This is a genomic window from Rhizobium sp. G187 (assembly GCF_051549525.1).
GTDB lineage: Bacteria > Pseudomonadota > Alphaproteobacteria > Rhizobiales > Rhizobiaceae > Allorhizobium.
On sequence record NZ_JBPUGM010000004.1, the window covers coordinates 213426 to 233168 of the forward strand.

The following is a 19743-nucleotide window of genomic DNA, read 5'->3' on the forward strand; positions in this document are numbered from 1 at the left end:
CAAGCATGGCGGGCAAGGGTGGAAACGCTCTGCCGGGTTGATTCGCTGAAAGCCCATCCCGGTAGAGCGCAATTCGTCCGTCTGCGCGTCGAATAACCCACATCTGCTCTCGGGCAGGTCGGGTGAGGCGCCGGGGCGAAACGAGCCATTTGACAGCAGCCGGAGCGAAGCCGTCCATGACGTCGATCATTTCCACCCTGAGTCCCGCCCAGATCAAGGCGCTTCCCACCACGACCATCGCATCGTGGTCACAGGAAGATGTTGCCGGTCTGTCGACTGCCCAGGTCGGCGCGCTATCCGCGACCCAGGTTGCTGCTCTGCAAAATCAGGCGGTATCCAGCCTCAACACGAGTCAGCTCAATGCAATTTCAACGCGTGCAATCACCGGGCTGACGCTTGACCAGATTGCCGCAATCTCCGCCGACAACGTCTCAGGCCTCGCCGCAACGCAGGTGGGCGCCTTGACGGCCGCCCAGATCGGTGGCTTCAGCACCGAGCAAACCGAAGCCCTGACGCCCCAGCAGATCGCGCGCATGAGCGCATCACAGATTGCGGCCCTGAGCGCCGAAGACCTCGCAACCTTCTCGCCAACCGATATTGCCGCAATCAGCACAGCAGCCATGCGAGGCCTCACGCCCGCAAACCTGGCCACGCTTACGCCCGAGCAGGTCGGCGCGATGAAGCCGGCCCAGATTGCCGCACTGAAAGCCGATCAGATCGGCGCCCTGACACCAGAGCAGATTGCGGGGCTGACCACCGCCCAGATCGGCGCCTTGACCGCATCACAGATCAGCGCCCTGTCGACGGTGCAGCTCGGGTCATTTACCGCGAGCCAGTTTTCCGCGATCAGCACGCGAGCGATCACCGGCCTGTCGACCGAGCAGATTGGCAGCCTTTCAGCAGCCCAGACCGGCGCGATGACCGCGGCCCAGATCACAGCCCTGAATTCTAGGCAGGTCAGTGCCTTTACCACCGATCAATTGCAGGCTCTCGATCCCGCCAAGATCGCAGCAATCAGCGCCAAGGCGGCGCCCGGACTAACCGTTGACCAAATCGCAGCCCTGAGCCCTGAACAGACGACAGCCCTCACGGCAGCGCAGATTGCAGCTCTCCGCCCCAATCAGATCGCCGCTCTCTCCGACGAACAAGTCGCCGTCTTTTCTGCCGCACAATTGCGTGGACTGTCCGGCCCGCAAGTGGCGTCGCTCTCGGTCGATGTCGTGGCCAATCTTTCGGCCGAACAGATCGCGGCTCTCAATCCGAAGGCAGTCGCCGGGCTCACCCTGCCCCAGGTCGCAGCACTTGGTGAAGACCAGCTGAAGGCGATGACAACGGCTCAGGTGGCAGCCTTGACCGCACGCCAGGTGACAGCCCTATCGACAACACAGCTATCAGCTTTTTCGCCGAGCCAGATAGCGGCCCTCTCGCCGGCTGCCGCAACCGGCCTATCGACGGATCAGATGGCTGCACTGACCCTTGAACAGGTCACAACCCTGACGACGAAGCAGATTACAACGCTAAAAGCAGCGCAGGTCGGCGCACTGAGCCCGGCTCAGATCGAAGTTCTGTCAACGGCGCAAGTGGCGGCACTGTCCCCCGGCCAGGTCGCCGTTCTCACGCCTGCCGCCTTCAGCGCACTGTCCACAGACCAGATTGCGGCATTATCCCCGCGCGCCATCAGCGGATTGACGACCGCTCAAATTGCCCTGCTGGCTCCAGATCAGGTCGACGCGCTATCCACCTCGCAGATCGGTGCCCTCAGCGCGTCACAAGTCGCCGTCCTCGCACCGGAAGCACTTGAACGACTGACGCCGGCAAAGATCGCCGCGATCAGCACCAAGGCGATCGCGGGCCTCTCCGCAGACAGCATCGCAGGCTTGGCGCCTGAACAGATTGCAGCACTCACGCCCGTGCAGTTGCGCGGCCTGACCACCACGCAGATAGCGGCACTGACGCCTGGTCAAGTCGAGGCTATGTCGGTAGCGCAAGTCGGCGCCTTCAGCGCAGTCCAGATGTCGAGCATGACCGTTGCAAGCGTTGCAGCCATGTCGCCGGAACAGATCGCCGGCTTGGCGTCGACCTCGGTGTCGGGACTGACCGCAGCCCAGGTCGCGGCCCTCGACAGCAATCAGGCAGAGGCTCTGACCTCATCGCAAGTTGGCAAAATGACCGCCGCGCAGCTTGCCGCGCTAGGAGCGGACGAGCTCGCGACATTCTCGACAACTGATATCGCTGCGATCAGCGTCAGCGCTCTGACTGCGCTCACGCCAGAGAAGCTGGCCGGCCTCCATCCGGACCAGATCGGCGCCATGACTGCGGCCCAGATCGCCGCCTTGACCGCAACGCAGGTCGCAGCTCTCACGCCCGCACAGCTATCCGTGCTGAGCACGACACAAGTGCGAAGCCTCACGGCGGCACAGATGCCATCTCTGACGACGGCAAACATCGCGGCCCTGTCGACCGAGCAGGTCGCCTCGCTGAATGCAAAGGCTGTCGCGGCACTCTCAACCGAACAGATTGCCGCCCTGTCACCCGAACAGGTCGAGGCATTGACGGCGACCCAGGCTACGGGCCTGACTGCAGGGCAAGTCGCCATCCTGAAGCCATCCGACATGGCCACCTTCCTGCCAGCGGAAATCGCTGCACTCAGCGTCACCGCAATTCCATCTCTTACTGACGAAACGATTGCGGCACTCAGCCTTGAACAGCTGGGAGCCCTCACGGCCAGCCAGATCGGCGCACTGAAGACAAGCCAGATTGCGGCACTCAGCCCGTCGCAAATGGAAGCCTTCTCAGCCACGCAGATGGCTGCTTTCGGCCCAACGCAGGTTGCAGCCCTGCCGCTCGCCAACCTCGCCGCCCTGTCGAGTAGCCAGACGGCAGCCCTGAGTGCCAAGGGCATTGCAGGGCTCACCACGACACAGGTCGCCGCCTTGTCGACAACCCAGATCGATGCGTTGACATCCACACAGATTGCCGGCCTGACCGCGACTCAGGTTGGTGCGCTGACCCTCGACCAGCTGAGCCTGTTCTCCTCTGCCGATATCGCAGCGATCAGCGCGACTGGCATCAGCGGCCTGACAAACACGCAGCTTGCAGCACTCTCCTCCGATCAGATCACCGGCCTGACAGCAACCCAGATCGCAGGCTTGACCACTCAACAGATCGGAAGCCTGACGCCACAACAGGTGGCACTCCTGTCGACCACGCAGATCGCGGCCATGACCACGACGCAAATCGGCGCGCTCGACGAAACGGCGGTTGCCGCTCTATCGCCAGATCAGATTGGCGCGATCTCCACCAAGGCGCTGCCCGGTCTCACGGCAAGCCAGATTGCCGCGATGTCCCCGTCACAGATCGACGCGCTCTCGTCGACCCAAATCGCCGCACTGACCGCGACCCAGGTTGGCGCGCTCTCAAGCCAGCAGCTTGCAACCTTCTCGAAGACGGATCTGGCCGGGTTGAGCGCAGCAGGCATTGCGGGCCTCCAGCCGTCCACGATCGCAGGCTTCACTCATGAGCAGATCGGCGCCCTGACAACCGCGCAGATGGCAGGCCTCACCTTCGACCAACTCAATGCCTTGAGTGCGGATCAGGTTTCTGTCCTCACCGTCGCCCAGATCGGCGCCCTCTCTGCAACCCAGATCGCCGGCCTGCCGACAGGCAGCATAGCGGCCCTGTCGACCACCCAGGTCGCTGCCATCAGTGCCAAGGCTATCCCCGGATTGAGCACGGCGCAGATCGCCACCATCACGCCAAGTCAGTTCGATGCCCTGACGACGGCTCAGATCGGAGCCATGTCTGCCACGCAGATTGGCGCGATCACCCCCGCCGCACTGGAAACCCTGTCGGCAACAGACATGGCGTCCATCTCCTCGACGGCCATCAGCGGCCTCTCGCCGACCACAGTAAGCACCCTGCAACCCGAGCAGATTGCCGCGCTGACAACTGGTCAGGTCGCAAACCTTACCTATTACCAGCTCCGTGCCTTGACCCCTGTTCAGGTCCAGGCGCTGACCACGACACAGATCGGTTCGATGAATTCGATCCAGCTTGCGACGCTCGGCGCAGACAAGATCGTCAACATGACGACTAGCCAGATTGCGGCGATGAGCCCGACGGCCGTCAACGGCCTGACCGTCGACCAGCTCGGCGCCATGTCGGAGAGCCAGATCGAGGCTTTGACGACAAGTCAGGTCGCCGGACTGAACGCAACCCAGATCACCGCGCTTGGACCGGCAAAGCTGCGCACCTTCACCAGCCAGGAGATTGCCGCGATCAATCCCTATGCGATTCCCGGACTGACGGTGGCGCAGATCTCGAACCTCAGCCAGGCACAGTTGCAGTCCTTCACCGCCACACAGGGCCAGGTGATGAACCCAGACCAGATCGCCGCCGTTCTCGCAGCACTCCAGTCAGCCTGAGGCAAATCGCCAGACCTTCAGTTGCGGATCGTGAATTGAACGCGATCCGCCGGAAAACGGGTGACGGCATACTGGATCGGCAGACCGGCGGGATCGGTGTTCACCGCCCGCGTCACCAGCACGATCGCGCCAGGGGTCAGTTCAAGCTGAGCCACGTCGTCCGGTTCGGCATGCACGGCAGAGATCTCGGTCACGTCGCGGACGTAGTCCGTCACACCTGAGGCCGCGAGCGCCAGCGTGATCGACCCCGAGGCGGCGAAGGATTGATCGATGCCAGCAAATCGAGCCGCTGGAAACCACATGGTTGAACGCGAAACGGCACGGCCATCCGCGCGGCGAACGCCATCCAGCCGCAGCACCTCCGTACCCGCCACAAGCTTCAGCCGCCCGGCAATCTCGGCAGTTGCCGGCTCAACCGCCGATGCCAGCAAAACTCCCTGCAGATCGCGTGCCTGATCGCCGATGCCTTCGGTGAAACGGGTGCGCCTGCCAATCGGGAAGTCGAACTTGTTGCGCCGCTCGATCATCGTGCCACGCCCCTGTACGGAGCGCACGACACCCTCCTGCGCAAGGGCCGCCAGCGCCGCGCGGACCGTATGGCGGTTGACCGAAAATTCCTCTGCAAGCGCGGTCTCGGCCGGCACCATACCCGAGCCATCATAGAGCCCAGCAGCGATATTGGCGCGAATCCGGTCGGAAATCTGCCGCCAGAGCGCGACGCCCCTCTGTCTCTCGATCATTTTCCCCTGCCTTGTCTCATACCCGTGTCACACGATTGTCACCGCGAACGGTTACTTATAAAGTAACTTGTATGGTTGTCTATATTACTAGACATTTAGAGGCCCGACAATGAACCCAGCACGCGATACGCAAATAAATTCGGCAGCATCTCGAAAGCGGGTGGTTGATCTCCTCGCACGTGCCACGCGGAGTGAACTCGAAGACGCCACAGCCAAACTCGATCCCCCACCGAGCTATAGCTCGATCCGCGGCCCGGAGACCGGTCTCGTGATGGTTCGCGGGCGGATCGGTGGCGGGGGATCACCCTTCAACCTGGGTGAGGCAACGATGACGCGTGCGAGCATTCGGCTGGCCGATGGCACCGTCGGCCATGGCTACCGGCTCGGCACAGATCGCCGCGCAGCCATGCTCGCTGCCGTCTTCGATGCCTTGGCGCAGAACGACGCGCACAGTCGCATCCTCGAAGAAGGCCTGCTCGGCGACATCGAAGCCCGTATTGCCGCAGAAGCAGAGCAGTCCCGCAGGGAAACCGCGGCCACCAAGGTCGATTTCTTCACGATGGTCAGAGGAGAAGACTGATGCAGACAGCTTCAGAAAGCCTGGTCGGTGGTTTTGCCGACGCAGTCCATGATGCGCAATCGGTCTTTCGCAGCCTGATGGACGCACTCGCCCGCCCAGGAACGTTGGGCACGGTGACTGAGGTCATCCAGCCACCGCCGCCGCTCGGCATAGCCGCTGGCGCAATCCTGCTGACGCTCTGCGACCATGACACATCGATCTGGCTGACGCCTGCCCTGTTGCGCTCGGCGCTTCCTGCATGGATCGGATTCCATACCGTGGCGCCGCTGGCAGCGGAAAAGAACGAGGCAAAATTCGCATTTGTGGACGCTGGCGCCATGCTGCCACCGCTCTCGCATTTCGCCCTCGGCTCCCAGGAATATCCGGACCGGTCCGCCACTCTGGTAATCGAACTACCCTCTCTGGAAGCCGGGCCGAAATTGCAGCTGACAGGCCCGGGCATTCGTGAAACGGCCACCATCGCGCCGAAGGGTCTGCCCGAGACATTCCTGCGCCAATGGACGGACAACCGAGCGCTCTTCCCGCGCGGTGTCGACGTGGTCCTGACCAGCGGACGACAATTCCTCGCCCTGCCGCGCACAACCAAGATCACGCAGATGGAGGCCTGAGCCATGTATGTTGCCGTCAAGGGTGGCGAAAAAGCCATTGCGAATGCCCACCGATTGCTCGCTGATCGTCGCCGTGGCGACCGGTCCCTGCCCTCCGTCACCATCGACCAGATCGTCGCGCAGTTCGGCCTCGCCGTTGACCGCGTCATGGCGGAAGCCTCGCTTTACGACTGCGCGCTCGCAGCACTTGCCCTCAAGCAGGCGCGCGGCGATATGATCGAAGCAATTTTCCTTCTCCGTGCCTACCGCACCACACTGCCGCGCTTCGGCACCTCACTTCCGATCGACACAGGCAGAATGCGGGTCGAACGCCGCGTTTCCGCCACCTACAAGGACCTGCCCGGCGGACAGTTGCTCGGCCCCACCTTCGACTATACCCATCGCCTGCTCGACCCCTCGCTTCTCGAGGACAGTGCCATCGAGCCCGCGGAAATGCGGATCGAGGCGCCAGAACCGGTAATGCGGGTCTCCGACATTCTCGATGGCGAAGGCTTGATCGAACCGGATGGCGACATGCCGCAGGATCACCTCGCCGGCGACCTGACCCGCGAACCGATGGAATTTCCCATGCCACGCGATCTGCGCCTGCAGGCACTCGCCCGGGGCGACGAGGGTTTCCTGCTCGCACTCGGTTATTCCACCCAGCGCGGCTATGGACGCACTCATCCCTTTGTCGGGGAAATCCGCATGGGCCTGGTCGAGGTCGAATTCGATGTGCCGGAACTCGGCTTCTGTGTCTCGCTTGGCGAGATCCGCGTCACCGAATGCCAGATGGTCAACCAGTTCAAGGGCTCGGCCAAGGCGCCCCCACAATTCACCCGCGGCTACGGCCTGGTCTTCGGCCAGGGCGAGCGCAAAGCCATGTCCATGTCGCTGGTCGATCGGGCGCTCAGAACCCAGGAATTCGGCGAGGATGTCGTCTCCCCCGCCCAGGACGAGGAATTCGTGATTTCCCATTGCGACAACGTCCAGGCGACCGGCTTCGTCGAACATCTGAAGCTGCCACATTACGTCGACTTCCAGGCCGAACTCGATCTCGTCCGCCGTATGCGGGCAAAGCACGATGGCAAGCGAAACGATGAGACAGACCTGAAGGAGGCCGCAGAATGAGCGCGCCGGCAATGGAACTCGCCACCTACAATTTCGCCTATCTGGACGAACAGACCAAGCGCATGATCCGCCGCGCGATCCTGAAGGCGATCGCCATCCCCGGCTATCAGGTGCCGTTTGCGAGCCGTGAAATGCCGATGCCTTATGGCTGGGGCACCGGCGGCGTGCAGGTCACGGCGTCGATCATCGGCCGCGACGACACGCTGAAGGTCATCGATCAGGGCGCTGACGACACGACGAATGCCGTCTCCATCCGCGCCTTCTTCCAGAAGGTCGCCAATGTCGCCGCCACCACCAAGACCAGCGAAGCAACGATCATCCAGACCCGCCACCGCATTCCCGAGGAAAAACTGAAGGAGGGCCAGGTTCTGGTCTATCAGGTGCCGATCCCCGAACCCCTGCGCTTCCTCGAGCCGCGCGAGACCGAGACCCGCAAGATGCATGCGCTGGAAGAATACGGCCTCATGCATGTGAAGCTTTACGAGGACATCGCCAAGCACGGCCGCATCGCCACGACCTATGCCTATCCGGTGAAGGTCGAGGGTCGCTACGTGATGGACCCGTCGCCAACGCCGAAATTCGACAATCCAAAGATGCACATGTCGGAAGCGCTCCAGCTCTTCGGGGCAGGCCGCGAGAAGCGCATCTATGCGGTCCCGCCCTACACCGAGGTCGTGAGCCTCGACTTCGAGGATCACCCCTTCGAGATCCAGACATTCGACAAGCCCTGCGCGCTCTGCGGCGCCCACAACGTCTACCTCGACGAGGTCGTGCTCGACGACAAGGGCGGCCGGATGTTCGTCTGCTCCGATACCGATCACTGCGAGACACGGCAGGCCGAAGGCCATGTCGGCGAGATGCTTGCCCAGAACCCGAAGACACCCAAGGAGGCCGCCGAATGAGCAACCAGCCCCTCTTGAAAGTCCGCCAGCTGTCGAAATTCTATGGCAGCCGCATCGGCTGCACGGAGGTCTCTTTCGACCTCTGGCCGGGTGAAGTGCTGGCTATCGTTGGCGAGAGCGGATCGGGCAAGACGACGCTTCTCAACTGCCTGTCAACCCGGCTGATGCCGACAACCGGCAGCGTCGACTATCACATGCGCGATGGCCAGTACCGCGAACTCTACCATATGAATGAAGCCGAACGCCGCTTTCTCATGCGCACGGACTGGGGTTTTGTCCACCAGAACCCGGCCGACGGATTGCGCATGACGGTCTCGGCCGGCGCAAATGTCGGCGAGCGCCTCATGGCGGTCGGCGACCGCCATTACGGCCGGATCCGCCAGACAGCCACCGAATGGCTGGAACGAGTCGAGATCTCCACCGATCGCATCGACGACCAGCCCCGCGCCTTTTCCGGCGGCATGCGCCAACGCCTGCAGATCGCCCGCAATCTCGTCACCGGTCCCCGCCTCGTCTTCATGGATGAGCCGACAGGCGGCCTCGATGTTTCGGTCCAGGCACGCCTGCTCGATCTCGTCCGCGGCCTTGTCAACGATCTCGGGCTATCGGCCATCGTCGTGACCCACGACCTCGCGGTTGCCCGCCTGCTCTCGCACCGGATGATGGTGATGAAGGACGGCCATGTGATCGAACACGGTCTGACCGACCGCGTGCTTGATGATCCACGGGAACCTTACACCCAGCTGCTCGTCTCCTCGATCCTGCAAGTCTGACCGGCGTCGCGAAAGGAAAAAACCATGCCCACTCCCCTCGTCGTCTCAGAGGTGTGCAAGAGCTTCACCATGCATCTGCGCGGCGGCCTCGTTCTCCCCGTCGTCTCTGACGTCTCCTTCTCGGTCGTATCGGGCGAATGTGTCGTCCTCGGCGGTCCCTCCGGCGTCGGCAAGAGCTCGATCCTCAAGATGCTCTATGGCAATTATGCCGTCGATGCCGGCCAGATCCTCGTCACCCACCAGGACCGGATCGTTGATATCGCGACCGCCGATCCTCGCACCGTCCTTGAAGTTCGCCGCGCCACTCTGGGCTATGTCAGCCAGTTCCTGCGCACAGTGCCACGCGTCTCCGCCCTCGATGTCGTGGCTGAGCCGCTGATAGCCCGTGGCACAGCCACCGAGGAAGCGCGCGAACGAGCAGCAGACTTGCTTAGCCGGCTAAATCTTCCACGCGATCTCTGGCAACTGCCTCCCTCCACCTTCTCCGGGGGTGAGCAACAGCGCGTCAACATCGCCCGTGGCTTCATCACCGATCACGCCGTGCTCCTGCTGGACGAACCGACGGCATCACTCGATGCGGCCAATCGTGCAGTGGTCGTGTCGATGATCCGCGCCAAGAAGGAAGAAGGCGTGGCCCTACTTGGCATCTTCCACGACGAGGAAGTACGGGAGGCTGTTGCCGATCGCATTATCGATGTCATGCAGTTCTCGCCACGAAAGGCTGCGGCATGAGCAAGAAACTTGCCCTCGAACCGATGATCCATGAAAGCGCTCGCGTGGTGAACGCGACGCTCGGCCGCTATACGGAGGTGGCCGAGCGCTGCCGCCTCGAAGAGGTGGAAATGGGCGACTATTCCTACATCATGCAGGATGGCGCTGTCTGGTGCGCGACGATCGGCAAGTTTGCCAATATCGCAGCTGCCGTCCGCATCAACGCCACCAATCATCCGACTTGGCGTCCAACTTTGCATCACTTCACCTACCGCGCGGCAGACTACTTCGATGGCGCGGAAAACGACCATGACTTCTTCGCCTGGCGGCGCGAAAACCGCGTCACAATCGGTCACGATGTCTGGATCGGCCATGGTGCCACGATCCTGCCAGGCGTGACAATTGGCGATGGTGCGGTGATTGGCGCAGGCGCCGTCGTCTCACGCGATGTGGGCGCCTATACCATCGTCGGCGGCGTCCCGGCAAAGCTCATCCGCGAGCGCTTTCCCGCCGACATTGCAGAGGGCATGCAAAAGCTCGCCTGGTGGGATTGGGAGCACGACCGCTTGTTCGCTGCACTTGAGGATTTTCGCCACCTCGACGCTGATGCATTTCTGTCAAAATACAACTGAAAACCCAGTGTTTTCAGGGCTTCCCGCATCTTTGCAAAACTGACGCAAAACTGACATTCGCGCTTCACGCTGGACCATTAGTGGATACGCAACACCGCGATCAACGACGGCGAAGGACACATCATGCAGTTCCAGTTGACCAACCTCACCCGACAGTTCGGTAGCAACACGGCTGTCGACAAGGTGACGCTGGACATCCCAACCGGACAGATGGTTGGCGTCATCGGGCGTTCGGGCGCCGGCAAGTCGACGCTTCTGCGTATGATCAACCGCCTGGTCGATCCGACCGCGGGCAGCATCCGCTTCGGCGATCTGGAAGTATCTTCGCTACGGGGGTCAGCCCTGCGCAACTGGCAGCGCGATTGCGCGATGATTTTCCAGCAGTTCAATCTCGTGCCGCGTCTGGATGTCCTGACCAATGTCCTGCTCGGCCGCCTGAACCATCGCTCGACCGCCATGAGCCTGCTCGGCATGTTCACACGCGAGGAGCGCCTCATGGCGATCGCGGCCCTGGAGCGCCTTGGCATCGAGCAGACGGCACTTCAGCCGGCCGGCACCCTCTCGGGTGGTCAGCAGCAGCGTGTGGCGATTGCCCGGGCGCTCATGCAGTCGCCGAAGATGGTACTGGCTGACGAGCCGATCGCCTCGCTTGACCCCCTCAACGCCAAGATCGTCATGGATGCGCTGCGCGACATCAATGAGCGGGAAGGCATCACCGTTATCACAAACCTGCACACGCTCGACACAGCCCGCAACTATTGTGAACGCATCGTCGGCATGGCGCGCGGCCGCGTCGTTTTCGACGGCACCCCGGACGAGCTGACCGCCGATGCGGTGCAAGAGATCTACGGCGCAGACCAGCATGGCGCCGGCATTGACGAGACGATGACCTCGACCAGCATCACCATCGCGCGTCAGGACAATGACGTGCGCTCGATCCCATCCCCTGGCCTGCGTTCTCTGGCAACTGCCGAGGCCTGACCACGAAGATCGCCTGCCCTGCGACAAGGGCGCCATTCAAGACAGCTGAAACCCAACCCTATCGAACGGGAGACCCAAGCCATGTTGAAGAAGATCCTGCTTGCCACGGCGACATTCGCCGCTCTCGCCGTCAGCGCCCAGGCCGAAGACCTCAAGGAATTCCGCATCGGCATTCTTGGCGGCGAAAACGAAGCCGACCGCCTGCGCAACTACCAGTGCATGACCGACAAGCTTCCGGCCGTTCTGGGCGTTGAGAAGGTTTCGCTGTTCCCGGCCGCCGACTATGACGGTGTTATCCAGGGCCTGCTGGGCGGTACGCTCGACTATGCAGAACTTGGCGCCTCGGGCTTTGCCAAGATCTATCTCGCCAAGGCAGATGCCGTCGAACCAATCCTCACCACCGTCCAGACCGATGGCTCGATGGGCTACTACTCGATCATGGTTGCCCGCAAAGATAGCGGCATGACTAAGGTCGAAGACATCAAGGGCAAGAAGCTCGGCTTCGCAGACCCGGACTCGACCTCTGGCTACCTGATCCCGACTGTGACCCTGCCGGAAGCCATTGGCGGCCCGGTGAAGGAATTCGTTGCCGAAACCGGCTTCGGCGGCGGCCACGAAAACCTCGTCCTCGAAGTGCTGAAAGGCACTTTCGATGCCGGCACGACCTTCGGCTCCGGCGTTGGTGAATTCAAGGACGGCTACACCTCCGGCAATCTGAGGAAGATGGTCGACAAGGGCATCCTCAACATGGAAGACCTCGTCGAACTGTGGAAGTCGCCGCTGATCCCGAACGGCCCGATCGTTATCCGCACGTCGATGAACGACGACATGAAGACCAAGTTCAAGCAGTTCATGCTCGATCTGCCAAAGACGGATGCGGCCTGCTTCTCGGCCATCCAGGGCGGTGACTTCAAGGGCTTCACCGAAGTCAACGTCGACTTCTACAAGCCGATCATCGACGCCCGCAAGGCAACAATCGGCGGCTGATAGCAGCCTCGAAAACAAGGCCGTCGGTCGGTTCCCGACCGGCGGCCTTGCTTTGATGACAAAGGGTCAGAAGGACGAGCGGCAATGGCCATGACGGCGACACAGCCACCCTTGAGCGAAAGCGGCGCCACCGTCGAGCGCCACTGGCAGGAACTGGCGGCCAAGCGGCGGATGTATACCGGGCTCAGCCTGCTCATCCTGTTCTTTGCCATCTCCGGCTCGCTCTGGTTCGCCAACGAAACCAATTCCGGCAAGTTCTTTGACCGCCTGCCCTATTTCTTCGATTTTATAGGCGATCTGGTGCCACAAGACGGCTGGGAGATCTGGCGCGCGCTGTTCGATCTCGCTTCGCCCCATGCCGATGGCAGCATGAAATTCAACTATCCGGAGGGCCGGCTCTACATCACCGAGAGCCTCTACATTCCGGAATATTTCCACAAGATGGCCGAAACGATCAACATCGCGCTGCTGTCCACCGTCGTCGCAACGATCATCGGTTTTGCGCTCTCCTTCCTCGCCGCAAAGAACATGATGCCGGCCGCCTGGATCCGCTGGCCGATTCGCCGCTACATGGAAATCCTCCGCGCCTTTCCGGAAGTCGTTATTGCCGGCTTCTTCCTCGCCATCCTGTCACTCGGACCAATTCCCGCCATCATCGCCGTCACGGTTCACACGGTCGGCGCGCTTGGCAAGCTCTTCTTCGAAGTGATCGAAAACGCCGACATGCGACCGGACGAGGGCCTGCGCGCCGTCGGTGCCAACTGGTTCGAACGCGTCTGGTTCGGCATCACACCACAGGTCATGCCGAATTTCCTGAGCTACGCTCTGCTGCGGTTCGAAATCAACGTCCGCGCGTCGACCATCATCGGCGCGGTTGGCGGCGGCGGCATCGGTGAATTGCTCCGCCTGTCCATCGGCCAGGGGCATGAGGCCAAGACGCTGGCCATCATCCTTCTCTTGCTGACGACAGTCATCGCCATCGACCAGCTTTCCGCATCCCTCCGCCGCAAGCTCGTCGGAGAACAGGCCTTCCAGTCGGTAACGTGAGATCCAGGATGTCCATGATGAACACTGCCGAACTGAACCGTCTCGCCGAACGCTATCCGCATGTCCTGGAGCGTTCCTTGTGGCAGAGATACCGGGCTCCCATCACGATCGGTATCCTCGCGCTCTACTTCCTCTTCTGCTGGTGGTTCTTTGCCATCGGCAAGACGCTCTCTCAGGCGAATTGGGGCATCGCCGGCAACTACCTGGCGGACTGGGTCTCCTATGAAATCCGTCCCGAATTCCACATTGATCGTGACGGCGCCCTGACAATCACCTATCCCCGCTTCGACCCCATCGGTCCCAATCCCAACCCCGACTGGATCGAGACAAGGCGCCAGATCATCACACGAAGCGCTGCGCCCGCATCCGCTGCAAAGCCAACGGATGCGCCTTCGGCCCCACCCAAGCCAAGTTCTGCCTTCAGCTTCATGCCATCCCCGGCACAGCAGACCGCTCCGTCCGCCGTGGCTGAGCAAATGCCATCGACACAGCCGGTGACGGAAGAAGTGATCGCCGAAGCAAATGTGACCCTCAGTGGAAGCGCACGCGTCGAGATTGGCAACAACACCGTCGACCTCATCCGCGGCACAGAAACTGTCACCCTCACGCTTGACCCTCAGGCCGATACGGTCACGATCAATGGCGTGAGCCCCGATTGGGTCGAACAGCGCAATCCGGGTGGCCGCGTCATCGCCTATTTCGGGACGGCGGGATGGATCGACGTGTCATCGGAACGCGTGCGCATCCGCAAGCGCTTCTTTGGCTGGGAGAATTTCGTCTTCGACACCGACTCTCCCTTCTTTGATCTTTCCGTTGGCGAAGTCTGGCAGAAAGTGACGTCTGCAGACCGGATTGATCCGAAGATGAGCAACCTTGCGCTCGCCTGGAACAACATTCTTTACAACGCATCCTGGCAGCATCTCGATGTCTGGACCAAGTTGCTGCAAACCATTGTCATGGCCTTTGTCGGCACGCTGCTCGCCATGCTCGTCGCATTTCCGCTCTCCTTCATCGCCGCGCGCAACATCATGCAAAACCGTCCGGTAAACCAGGTTACCAAGCGCTTCTTCGACTTCCTGCGCTCGGTCGACATGCTGATCTGGGCCCTGTTCTTCACCCGCGCCTTCGGCCCCGGGCCGCTTGCAGGGATCTCGGCTATCTTTTTCACCGACACCGGCACCCTCGGCAAACTCTATTCCGAGGCGTTGGAGAACATCGATGACAAGCAGCGTGAAGGTGTCAAATCCGTCGGCGCGCCGCCGGCCGCCGTGCAGCGCTACGGCGTACTGCCGCAGGTCATGCCGGTCTTTGCCTCACAGGCGCTCTATTTCTGGGAAAGCAACACCCGCTCGGCAACGATCATCGGCGCCGTCGGCGCCGGCGGCATCGGCCTGAAACTCTGGGAAGCCATGCGCACCAATTCCGACTGGGAAAACGTTGCCTACATGGTCCTTCTCATTCTGCTCGTAGTGTTCATTTTCGACGCCATATCCAATAGCCTGCGCTCGCGTCTGATCGGCAAGAACAGGCACTGATTCTGACGGGCGGCGCCCCCACCCGTGGACACCTTCTGAAAGCAATACCTTGCGCTACGCGATCTATTTCACACCGTCTGAAGACCATCCGCTGACCCGTGCCGCTGCGGAATGGCTCGGCCGCGACGCCTTTTCCGGTGAGGCGCTCCCACAGTTGCTCGCCTCTGGCTTCGAACGACCGGAACTCGCCGAACTGACCGCAGATCCGCGCCGGTACGGCTTTCATGCCACGCTGAAGGCCCCCTTCCATCTCAAGGATGAGATGGAAGAAGCCGATCTTCTCGACGCGTTTCGCAGCTTTTGCACCGCGCGGCAGGCCTTCGACATTCCAGGCGTCATGATCAACCGCATCGGTCCCTTCTTCGCCATCGTGCCTGCAGAGACCCATGGCCCGCTCCAGGATTTCGCCGCATCGGTCGTGGAAGCGTTCGAGCCTTTCCGCGCACCGCTGTCCGCAGACGATATGGCCCGCCGCAAACCTGAACGTCTGACGGACAGCCAACGCCAATATCTGACGACCTGGGGTTATCCTTATGTCTTCGATGACTTCCGCTTCCACATGACGCTGAGCGGCCCCGTTCCGGATGACCGTGCCCCCGTCATGGCAGAAGGACTCGAAGCGCATTTCTCGGCCTTCACCAACCGCGCGCTCCGCATTGACGGGCTAGCCCTCTTCGTCGAGCCCGAGCGTGGTGCCCCTTTCCAAGTCCATTCCTGGCAGCCGCTTGCTGCCCCAACAAACGGCTGATCCGATGTCCGAACAGATCTTTTCCAATGCCCGTATCGTCCTTGAAGACCGTGTCCTCGAAGGCAGCGTCGTAATCCGCGACGGCGTGATCGTTGATCTCGGCGAAGGCCACAGCAGCGAGGGCGAGGATTTCGGCGGCGACTACCTGATCCCAGGTCTCGTCGAATTGCATACGGACCACCTCGAGTCCCACTACTCTCCCCGCCCCGGCGTGCGCTGGCACATGACATCCGCCATCCAGGCACACGACGCCCAGATCGTGACATCAGGCATCACGACGGTCTTCGACTGCCTGCGCATGGGGTCGGACGAGGACGGCGGATTTGATAAGGGTGAAATGCGCGACATGGCCGATGCCATCCAGGCAGCAGAACGCGACGACCGGCTGCGCGCAGAACACCTGATCCACCTGCGCTGCGAAGTCGCCTCCGACAATGTTCTCGAACACTTTGCCGATTTCGAGAACGATCCCCATGTGCGGCTTGTATCGCTGATGGACCATTCCCCGGGCCAGCGCCAGTTCCAGACGATGGACCAGTACACACTCTACTACAAGACAAAGCGCGGCCTGACCGATGAGCAGTTCGCCCGCTTCGTTGAAAGTCGCCTGGCGCTGTCTGCCCGCTTCTCCGCGTCTCATCGCGATGCGCTCGCCATGGCCTGTGCCGCACGCGGCATCACGGTCGCCAGCCATGACGATGCGACCCTTGCCCATGTCGAGGAAGCCAAAGGCCATGGCGTGAAACTGGCTGAATTCCCAACCAGCCTTGAGGCGGCCGAAGCCTCCCACAAATCGGGTATGAGCGTGCTGATGGGCGCACCGAATGTTGTGCGCGGCAAGTCTCATTCCGGAAACATCGCGGCGCGCGATCTGGCCGAACGCGGCGTGCTGGACGTCCTCTCCTCGGACTACGTGCCCTTGAGCCTCCTCCATGCCGCTTTTGTGCTCGCCGACGAAATCGACACGATCACCCTGCCGAAAGCGCTCGCCATGGTCACATCTACGCCGGCACGCACCGTCGGCCTCAATGACCGCGGCCGGATCGAAACCGGGCTGCGCGCCGATCTGGTTCGCGTCCGCCGCACGGAGGGCGTTCCGGTCGTCCGCTCCGTCTGGCGAGCCGGGCAAAGGGTAGCCTGATGCAGGAGCCTCTGGCAGCGGTGAACACATTCGCAGACGGCGGCACAATCATCGTTGTCGTGGGCCCCAGTGGCGTCGGCAAGGACAGCCTTATGGCTGAAGCCAGGCGACACTTCTCGAATACCGACAAGGTTCGCTTCGTACAGCGCGTGATCACACGACCGGCAGACGGCATCGGCGAAGACCACCGCCCGGCCTCGCATGACGAATTCGAGAGAATGAAAGCCGCAGGCGCTTTCGCAATTGACTGGGAAGCGCATGGCCTGTGCTACGGCATCCCTGCGGATGTGATGGAAGATCTCGCCAGAGGGAGGATTGTCATCGCCAACGGCTCCCGGTCTGCGCTCGACCAGTTTGCGGATCGGTTTCCGAAACTGCTCGTCATCAACGTCTCTGCCCGTCCGGAAATCCTCGCCGCACGTCTCGCGGCCCGTGGACGGGAAAGCGCAGAGGAAATCGAAGCCAGACTGCGCCACACCCCGGACATCCTGCCCGATGGCCCAGGCACGATTACCATCGACAACAGCGGCGACTTGTCCATCGCCGCTGCCAGCTTGATTAAAGTGATCAATGATCTCATTCACGTCACGGCGTGACGGGCAAAGGCCATTGAGTCCTCACGCAACCTTCGGCAGGCCGCCGATCACCTTGTCGAGCGTGATCGGATAGTCGCGAACGCGAACCCCGGTGGCATTATAGATCGCATTGGCGATAGCCGCCGAAACACCGCACAGCCCAAGCTCGCCGACACCTTTCGCCTTCATCGGTGATGACATCGCATCGGTTTCATCGAGGAAGATCACCTCCTGATGCGGGACATCCGCATGGACAGGCACTTCGTAACCGGCGAGGTCGTGGTTCACAAAGAAACCTCGCTTGGTGTCGACAGCCAGCTCCTCTGACAGGGCACCGCCAATGCCCATGGTCATGGCGCCAATCACCTGGCTACGCGCCGTGATCGGGTTCAGGATGCGCCCGGCCGCACAAACGGCGAGCATCCGACGAACCCGGCTTTCACCCGTGAATGCGTCGACAGCCACCTCGACGAAGTGCGCGCCGAAGGTCGACTGCTGATGGGTCTTGGCAAGATCGCCCCATTCAATGCCATCTTCGCCTGCCAAACCTTCGGGACCCGCGGCCTCACCGAGCGGGATCGATCTGTCGCCGGAGCGCACGAAACCGCCTTCGAAGGTGATATCGGCGGAGTTGAACCCGAGCCGCTGTGCAATGGCGTCTCGCAGCTTGACGCAGGCGGCATAAACCCCTGACGTAGAACAGTTGGCGCCGAACTGCCCGCCGGAACCTGCCGATATCGGAAACTGGGAATCTCCCAGTCGAACGTCGATGGCGTCGATCTCGACCCCGAACATCTCCGCCGCAGTCTGCGCAAGGATCGTGTAGCTGCCGGTACCGATATCAGTCATGTCGGTTTCGACGATCACGCGTCCATTGGGCTCCAGCCTGACTCGCGCAGCCGACGGGACAAGCAGATTGTTGCGGAAGGCTGCAGCCACGCCATGTCCGATCAGCAAGCGCCCCTCCCGCCGGAGGCCGGGTTTGGCGCTTCGCGCGCTCCAGCCGAAGCGTTCGGCACCGCGTTGGAGGCAGCCGATCAGGTCGCGTTTACTGAAGGGTCGTTCAGGGTTTTCCGGATCGACCTGTGTGTCGTTGATGATGCGGAACTCGACGGGATCCAGGCCGAGTTTCTCCGCCATTTCATCCATGGCGATTTCCAGAGCCATCAGGCCGGGCGCCTCGCCGGGAGCCCGCATCGCATTGCCTTCGGCAAGGTCGAGCTGTGCAAGCCGCATTGCGGTCATCCGGTTTTGACCCGCATAAAGCAGACGCGTCTGCATGACCGCCGTTTCCAGATCTCCGTCGGGGAGATTGCCGGACCAGCTCTCATGCGCGATCGCCGTGATCTTGCCGGTTGATTCTGCTCCGATCCGGATGCGCTGGATCGTGGCTGGACGATGCGTGGTATTGTTCATGATCATCGGGCGGGGCAGCGTCAGCTTGACGGCACGGCCTGCGGCCTTCGCGCCGACCGCCGCAAGCACTGCATCCACGCGCAGAAACAATTTGCCGCCGAAACCGCCTCCAATATAGGGCGACTTCAGACGGATCTTCTCCTTGTCCATATCAAGCACGATGGCGAGATCGGTGTGCCACCAGTCGATCATCTGGCTCGATGTCCAGACTGTCAGCTGATCGCCATCCCACCGGGCAATCGAAGCATGCGGCTCCATCATCGCATGGCTCTGATCGGGCGTCTCATAGCGCGCATCGAGCGTTACCTCAGCCGAGTTAAAAGCCACGTCGAAATTGCCCACGGCCGTATCGGCATTTTCAGACTCTGGGTCCGGAGGGGTAGCCGAACCTTTTGCCGCATCAAGATCAAACGATCCTTCCGCTTCATCGTAATCCACCTCGACCAAGGCAGCCGCAGACCGTGCCTGCTCAAAACTTTCTGCAACGACGACGGCGATCGCCTGATGGTAGTGCTCGATCCTGTCCCCGCCGAAGAGATGGGCAGTGTTGTTCTCGCCCTTGCGCGCCTCGCCGAACTCGATGGTTGTCACCACAGCGAGCACGCCTGGCGCGGCGCGTGCAGCAGTAGCATCGATCGAGCGGATCCGTCCCTTGGCGATCGCAGCGCAGACGGGGTAACCATAGGCGATATCGCTGCCGATAACTGCGTGCTCATAGGCATAGGGAGCTTGGCCGCTGACCTTCAACGGGCCATCGATACGCAGATGCGGCTTGCCGACAACCTTGAGGCTGTCGATCGGATTGGTGGTCTCAGGCTTGTCGAACTTCATGG

17 protein-coding genes are annotated in these 19743 nt (G+C 61.7%); 15 read left to right on the forward strand and 2 right to left on the reverse strand.

All coding sequences use genetic code 11. The annotated features are described in order from the left end of the window. Positions 1-176: 176 nt before the first annotated feature. Positions 177-4424 carry a beta strand repeat-containing protein gene (locus tag ACSV9I_RS13555; RefSeq protein WP_438329302.1) on the forward strand — a complete coding sequence of 1416 codons (4248 nt, stop codon included), beginning with the start codon at positions 177-179 and terminating at the stop codon, positions 4422-4424. 17 nt (positions 4425-4441) lie between these two features. Here the strand turns inward: ACSV9I_RS13555 and phnF are convergent, their stop codons facing one another. Next, complete coding sequence (gene phnF / locus ACSV9I_RS13560) at positions 4442-5164, reverse strand: phosphonate metabolism transcriptional regulator PhnF (RefSeq protein ID WP_438329303.1); 723 nt, start codon at positions 5162-5164, stop codon at positions 4442-4444. Between the two features lie 109 nt (positions 5165-5273). Here phnF and phnG point away from each other — a divergent pair, with 109 nt between their 5' ends. From phnG to phnN, 14 genes are all read left to right on the forward strand, one after another. Next, complete coding sequence (gene phnG, locus ACSV9I_RS13565; protein ID WP_438329305.1) at positions 5274-5744, forward strand: phosphonate C-P lyase system protein PhnG; 471 nt, start codon at positions 5274-5276, stop codon at positions 5742-5744. Further along, complete coding sequence (gene phnH / locus ACSV9I_RS13570) at positions 5744-6352, forward strand: phosphonate C-P lyase system protein PhnH (protein WP_438329307.1); 609 nt, start codon at positions 5744-5746, stop codon at positions 6350-6352. Before phnG ends, phnH begins: the two co-directional genes overlap by 1 nt. Positions 6353-6355: 3 nt before the next feature. Then, entirely contained in the window at positions 6356-7462 is a 1107-nt protein-coding gene (locus ACSV9I_RS13575) for a carbon-phosphorus lyase complex subunit PhnI (RefSeq protein ID WP_438329309.1), read from the forward strand. An 11-nt stretch (positions 7463-7473) separates the two neighbouring features. Then, a complete protein-coding gene (locus ACSV9I_RS13580) occupies positions 7474-8364 on the forward strand; it encodes an alpha-D-ribose 1-methylphosphonate 5-phosphate C-P-lyase PhnJ (RefSeq protein WP_438329654.1) in 891 nt (296 codons plus the stop codon). Then, complete coding sequence (gene phnK, locus ACSV9I_RS13585) at positions 8361-9137, forward strand: phosphonate C-P lyase system protein PhnK (protein ID WP_438329310.1); 777 nt, start codon at positions 8361-8363, stop codon at positions 9135-9137. The genes ACSV9I_RS13580 and phnK overlap by 4 nt, the downstream gene beginning before the upstream one ends. Positions 9138-9161: 24 nt before the next feature. After that, the gene (gene phnL / locus ACSV9I_RS13590; RefSeq protein WP_438329312.1) at positions 9162-9869 is read left to right on the forward strand and encodes a phosphonate C-P lyase system protein PhnL; all 708 of its coding nucleotides are present in this window, start codon (positions 9162-9164) and stop codon (positions 9867-9869) included. Then, a complete protein-coding gene (locus ACSV9I_RS13595) occupies positions 9866-10480 on the forward strand; it encodes a DapH/DapD/GlmU-related protein (protein WP_438329313.1) in 615 nt (204 codons plus the stop codon). Before phnL ends, ACSV9I_RS13595 begins: the two co-directional genes overlap by 4 nt. 123 nt (positions 10481-10603) lie before the next feature. After that, positions 10604-11461, forward strand: coding sequence for a phosphonate ABC transporter ATP-binding protein (gene phnC, locus ACSV9I_RS13600; protein ID WP_438329315.1), 858 nt, complete (start codon positions 10604-10606; stop codon positions 11459-11461). 81 nt (positions 11462-11542) lie between these two features. Then, positions 11543-12448 (forward strand): phosphonate ABC transporter substrate-binding protein, encoded by a 906-nt coding sequence (phnD, locus tag ACSV9I_RS13605; protein WP_054157990.1) that lies wholly within the window; start codon positions 11543-11545, stop codon positions 12446-12448. A gap of 84 nt (positions 12449-12532) precedes the next feature. Continuing rightward, complete coding sequence (phnE, locus tag ACSV9I_RS13610; RefSeq protein WP_054157991.1) at positions 12533-13495, forward strand: phosphonate ABC transporter, permease protein PhnE; 963 nt, start codon at positions 12533-12535, stop codon at positions 13493-13495. A gap of 8 nt (positions 13496-13503) precedes the next feature. Further along, complete coding sequence (gene phnE, locus ACSV9I_RS13615; RefSeq protein ID WP_438329317.1) at positions 13504-15030, forward strand: phosphonate ABC transporter, permease protein PhnE; 1527 nt, start codon at positions 13504-13506, stop codon at positions 15028-15030. 49 nt (positions 15031-15079) lie between these two features. Beyond that, on the forward strand, positions 15080-15778 hold the full coding sequence (locus ACSV9I_RS13620) for a DUF1045 domain-containing protein (RefSeq protein WP_438329318.1): 699 nt from the start codon (positions 15080-15082) through the stop codon (positions 15776-15778). 4 nt (positions 15779-15782) lie between these two features. Beyond that, complete coding sequence (locus ACSV9I_RS13625; protein WP_438329320.1) at positions 15783-16919, forward strand: alpha-D-ribose 1-methylphosphonate 5-triphosphate diphosphatase; 1137 nt, start codon at positions 15783-15785, stop codon at positions 16917-16919. Next, the gene (gene phnN, locus ACSV9I_RS13630) at positions 16919-17515 is read left to right on the forward strand and encodes a phosphonate metabolism protein/1,5-bisphosphokinase (PRPP-forming) PhnN (RefSeq protein ID WP_438329322.1); all 597 of its coding nucleotides are present in this window, start codon (positions 16919-16921) and stop codon (positions 17513-17515) included. Before ACSV9I_RS13625 ends, phnN begins: the two co-directional genes overlap by 1 nt. A 21-nt stretch (positions 17516-17536) precedes the next feature. On the opposite strand, the gene paoC is transcribed toward phnN, so the two are convergent. Continuing rightward, positions 17537-19741, reverse strand: a complete 2205-nt coding sequence (gene paoC, locus ACSV9I_RS13635; RefSeq protein WP_438329324.1) for an aldehyde oxidoreductase molybdenum-binding subunit PaoC — start codon at positions 19739-19741, stop codon at positions 17537-17539. Positions 19742-19743: the final 2 nt, after the last annotated feature.

Bases quoted from the DNA above. Each gene is read 5' to 3' on its own strand.
- phnG (WP_438329305.1), top strand. From the start codon at position 5,274: ATGAACCCAGCACGCGATACGCAAATAAATTCGGCAGCATCTCGAAAG.
- phnL (WP_438329312.1), top strand. From the start codon at position 9,162: ATGCCCACTCCCCTCGTCGTCTCAGAGGTGTGCAAGAGCTTCACCATG.
- phnF (WP_438329303.1), bottom strand. From the start codon at position 5,164: ATGATCGAGAGACAGAGGGGCGTCGCGCTCTGGCGGCAGATTTCCGAC.
- phnH (WP_438329307.1), top strand. From the start codon at position 5,744: ATGCAGACAGCTTCAGAAAGCCTGGTCGGTGGTTTTGCCGACGCAGTC.
- phnE (WP_054157991.1), top strand. From the start codon at position 12,533: ATGGCCATGACGGCGACACAGCCACCCTTGAGCGAAAGCGGCGCCACC.
- phnC (WP_438329315.1), top strand. From the start codon at position 10,604: ATGCAGTTCCAGTTGACCAACCTCACCCGACAGTTCGGTAGCAACACG.
- phnD (WP_054157990.1), top strand. From the start codon at position 11,543: ATGTTGAAGAAGATCCTGCTTGCCACGGCGACATTCGCCGCTCTCGCC.
- ACSV9I_RS13575 (WP_438329309.1), top strand. From the start codon at position 6,356: ATGTATGTTGCCGTCAAGGGTGGCGAAAAAGCCATTGCGAATGCCCAC.
- ACSV9I_RS13625 (WP_438329320.1), top strand. From the start codon at position 15,783: ATGTCCGAACAGATCTTTTCCAATGCCCGTATCGTCCTTGAAGACCGT.
- ACSV9I_RS13595 (WP_438329313.1), top strand. From the start codon at position 9,866: ATGAGCAAGAAACTTGCCCTCGAACCGATGATCCATGAAAGCGCTCGC.
- ACSV9I_RS13555 (WP_438329302.1), top strand. From the start codon at position 177: ATGACGTCGATCATTTCCACCCTGAGTCCCGCCCAGATCAAGGCGCTT.
- phnN (WP_438329322.1), top strand. From the start codon at position 16,919: ATGCAGGAGCCTCTGGCAGCGGTGAACACATTCGCAGACGGCGGCACA.
- paoC (WP_438329324.1), bottom strand. From the start codon at position 19,741: ATGAAGTTCGACAAGCCTGAGACCACCAATCCGATCGACAGCCTCAAG.
- ACSV9I_RS13580 (WP_438329654.1), top strand. From the start codon at position 7,474: ATGGAACTCGCCACCTACAATTTCGCCTATCTGGACGAACAGACCAAG.
- phnE (WP_438329317.1), top strand. From the start codon at position 13,504: ATGTCCATGATGAACACTGCCGAACTGAACCGTCTCGCCGAACGCTAT.
- phnK (WP_438329310.1), top strand. From the start codon at position 8,361: ATGAGCAACCAGCCCCTCTTGAAAGTCCGCCAGCTGTCGAAATTCTAT.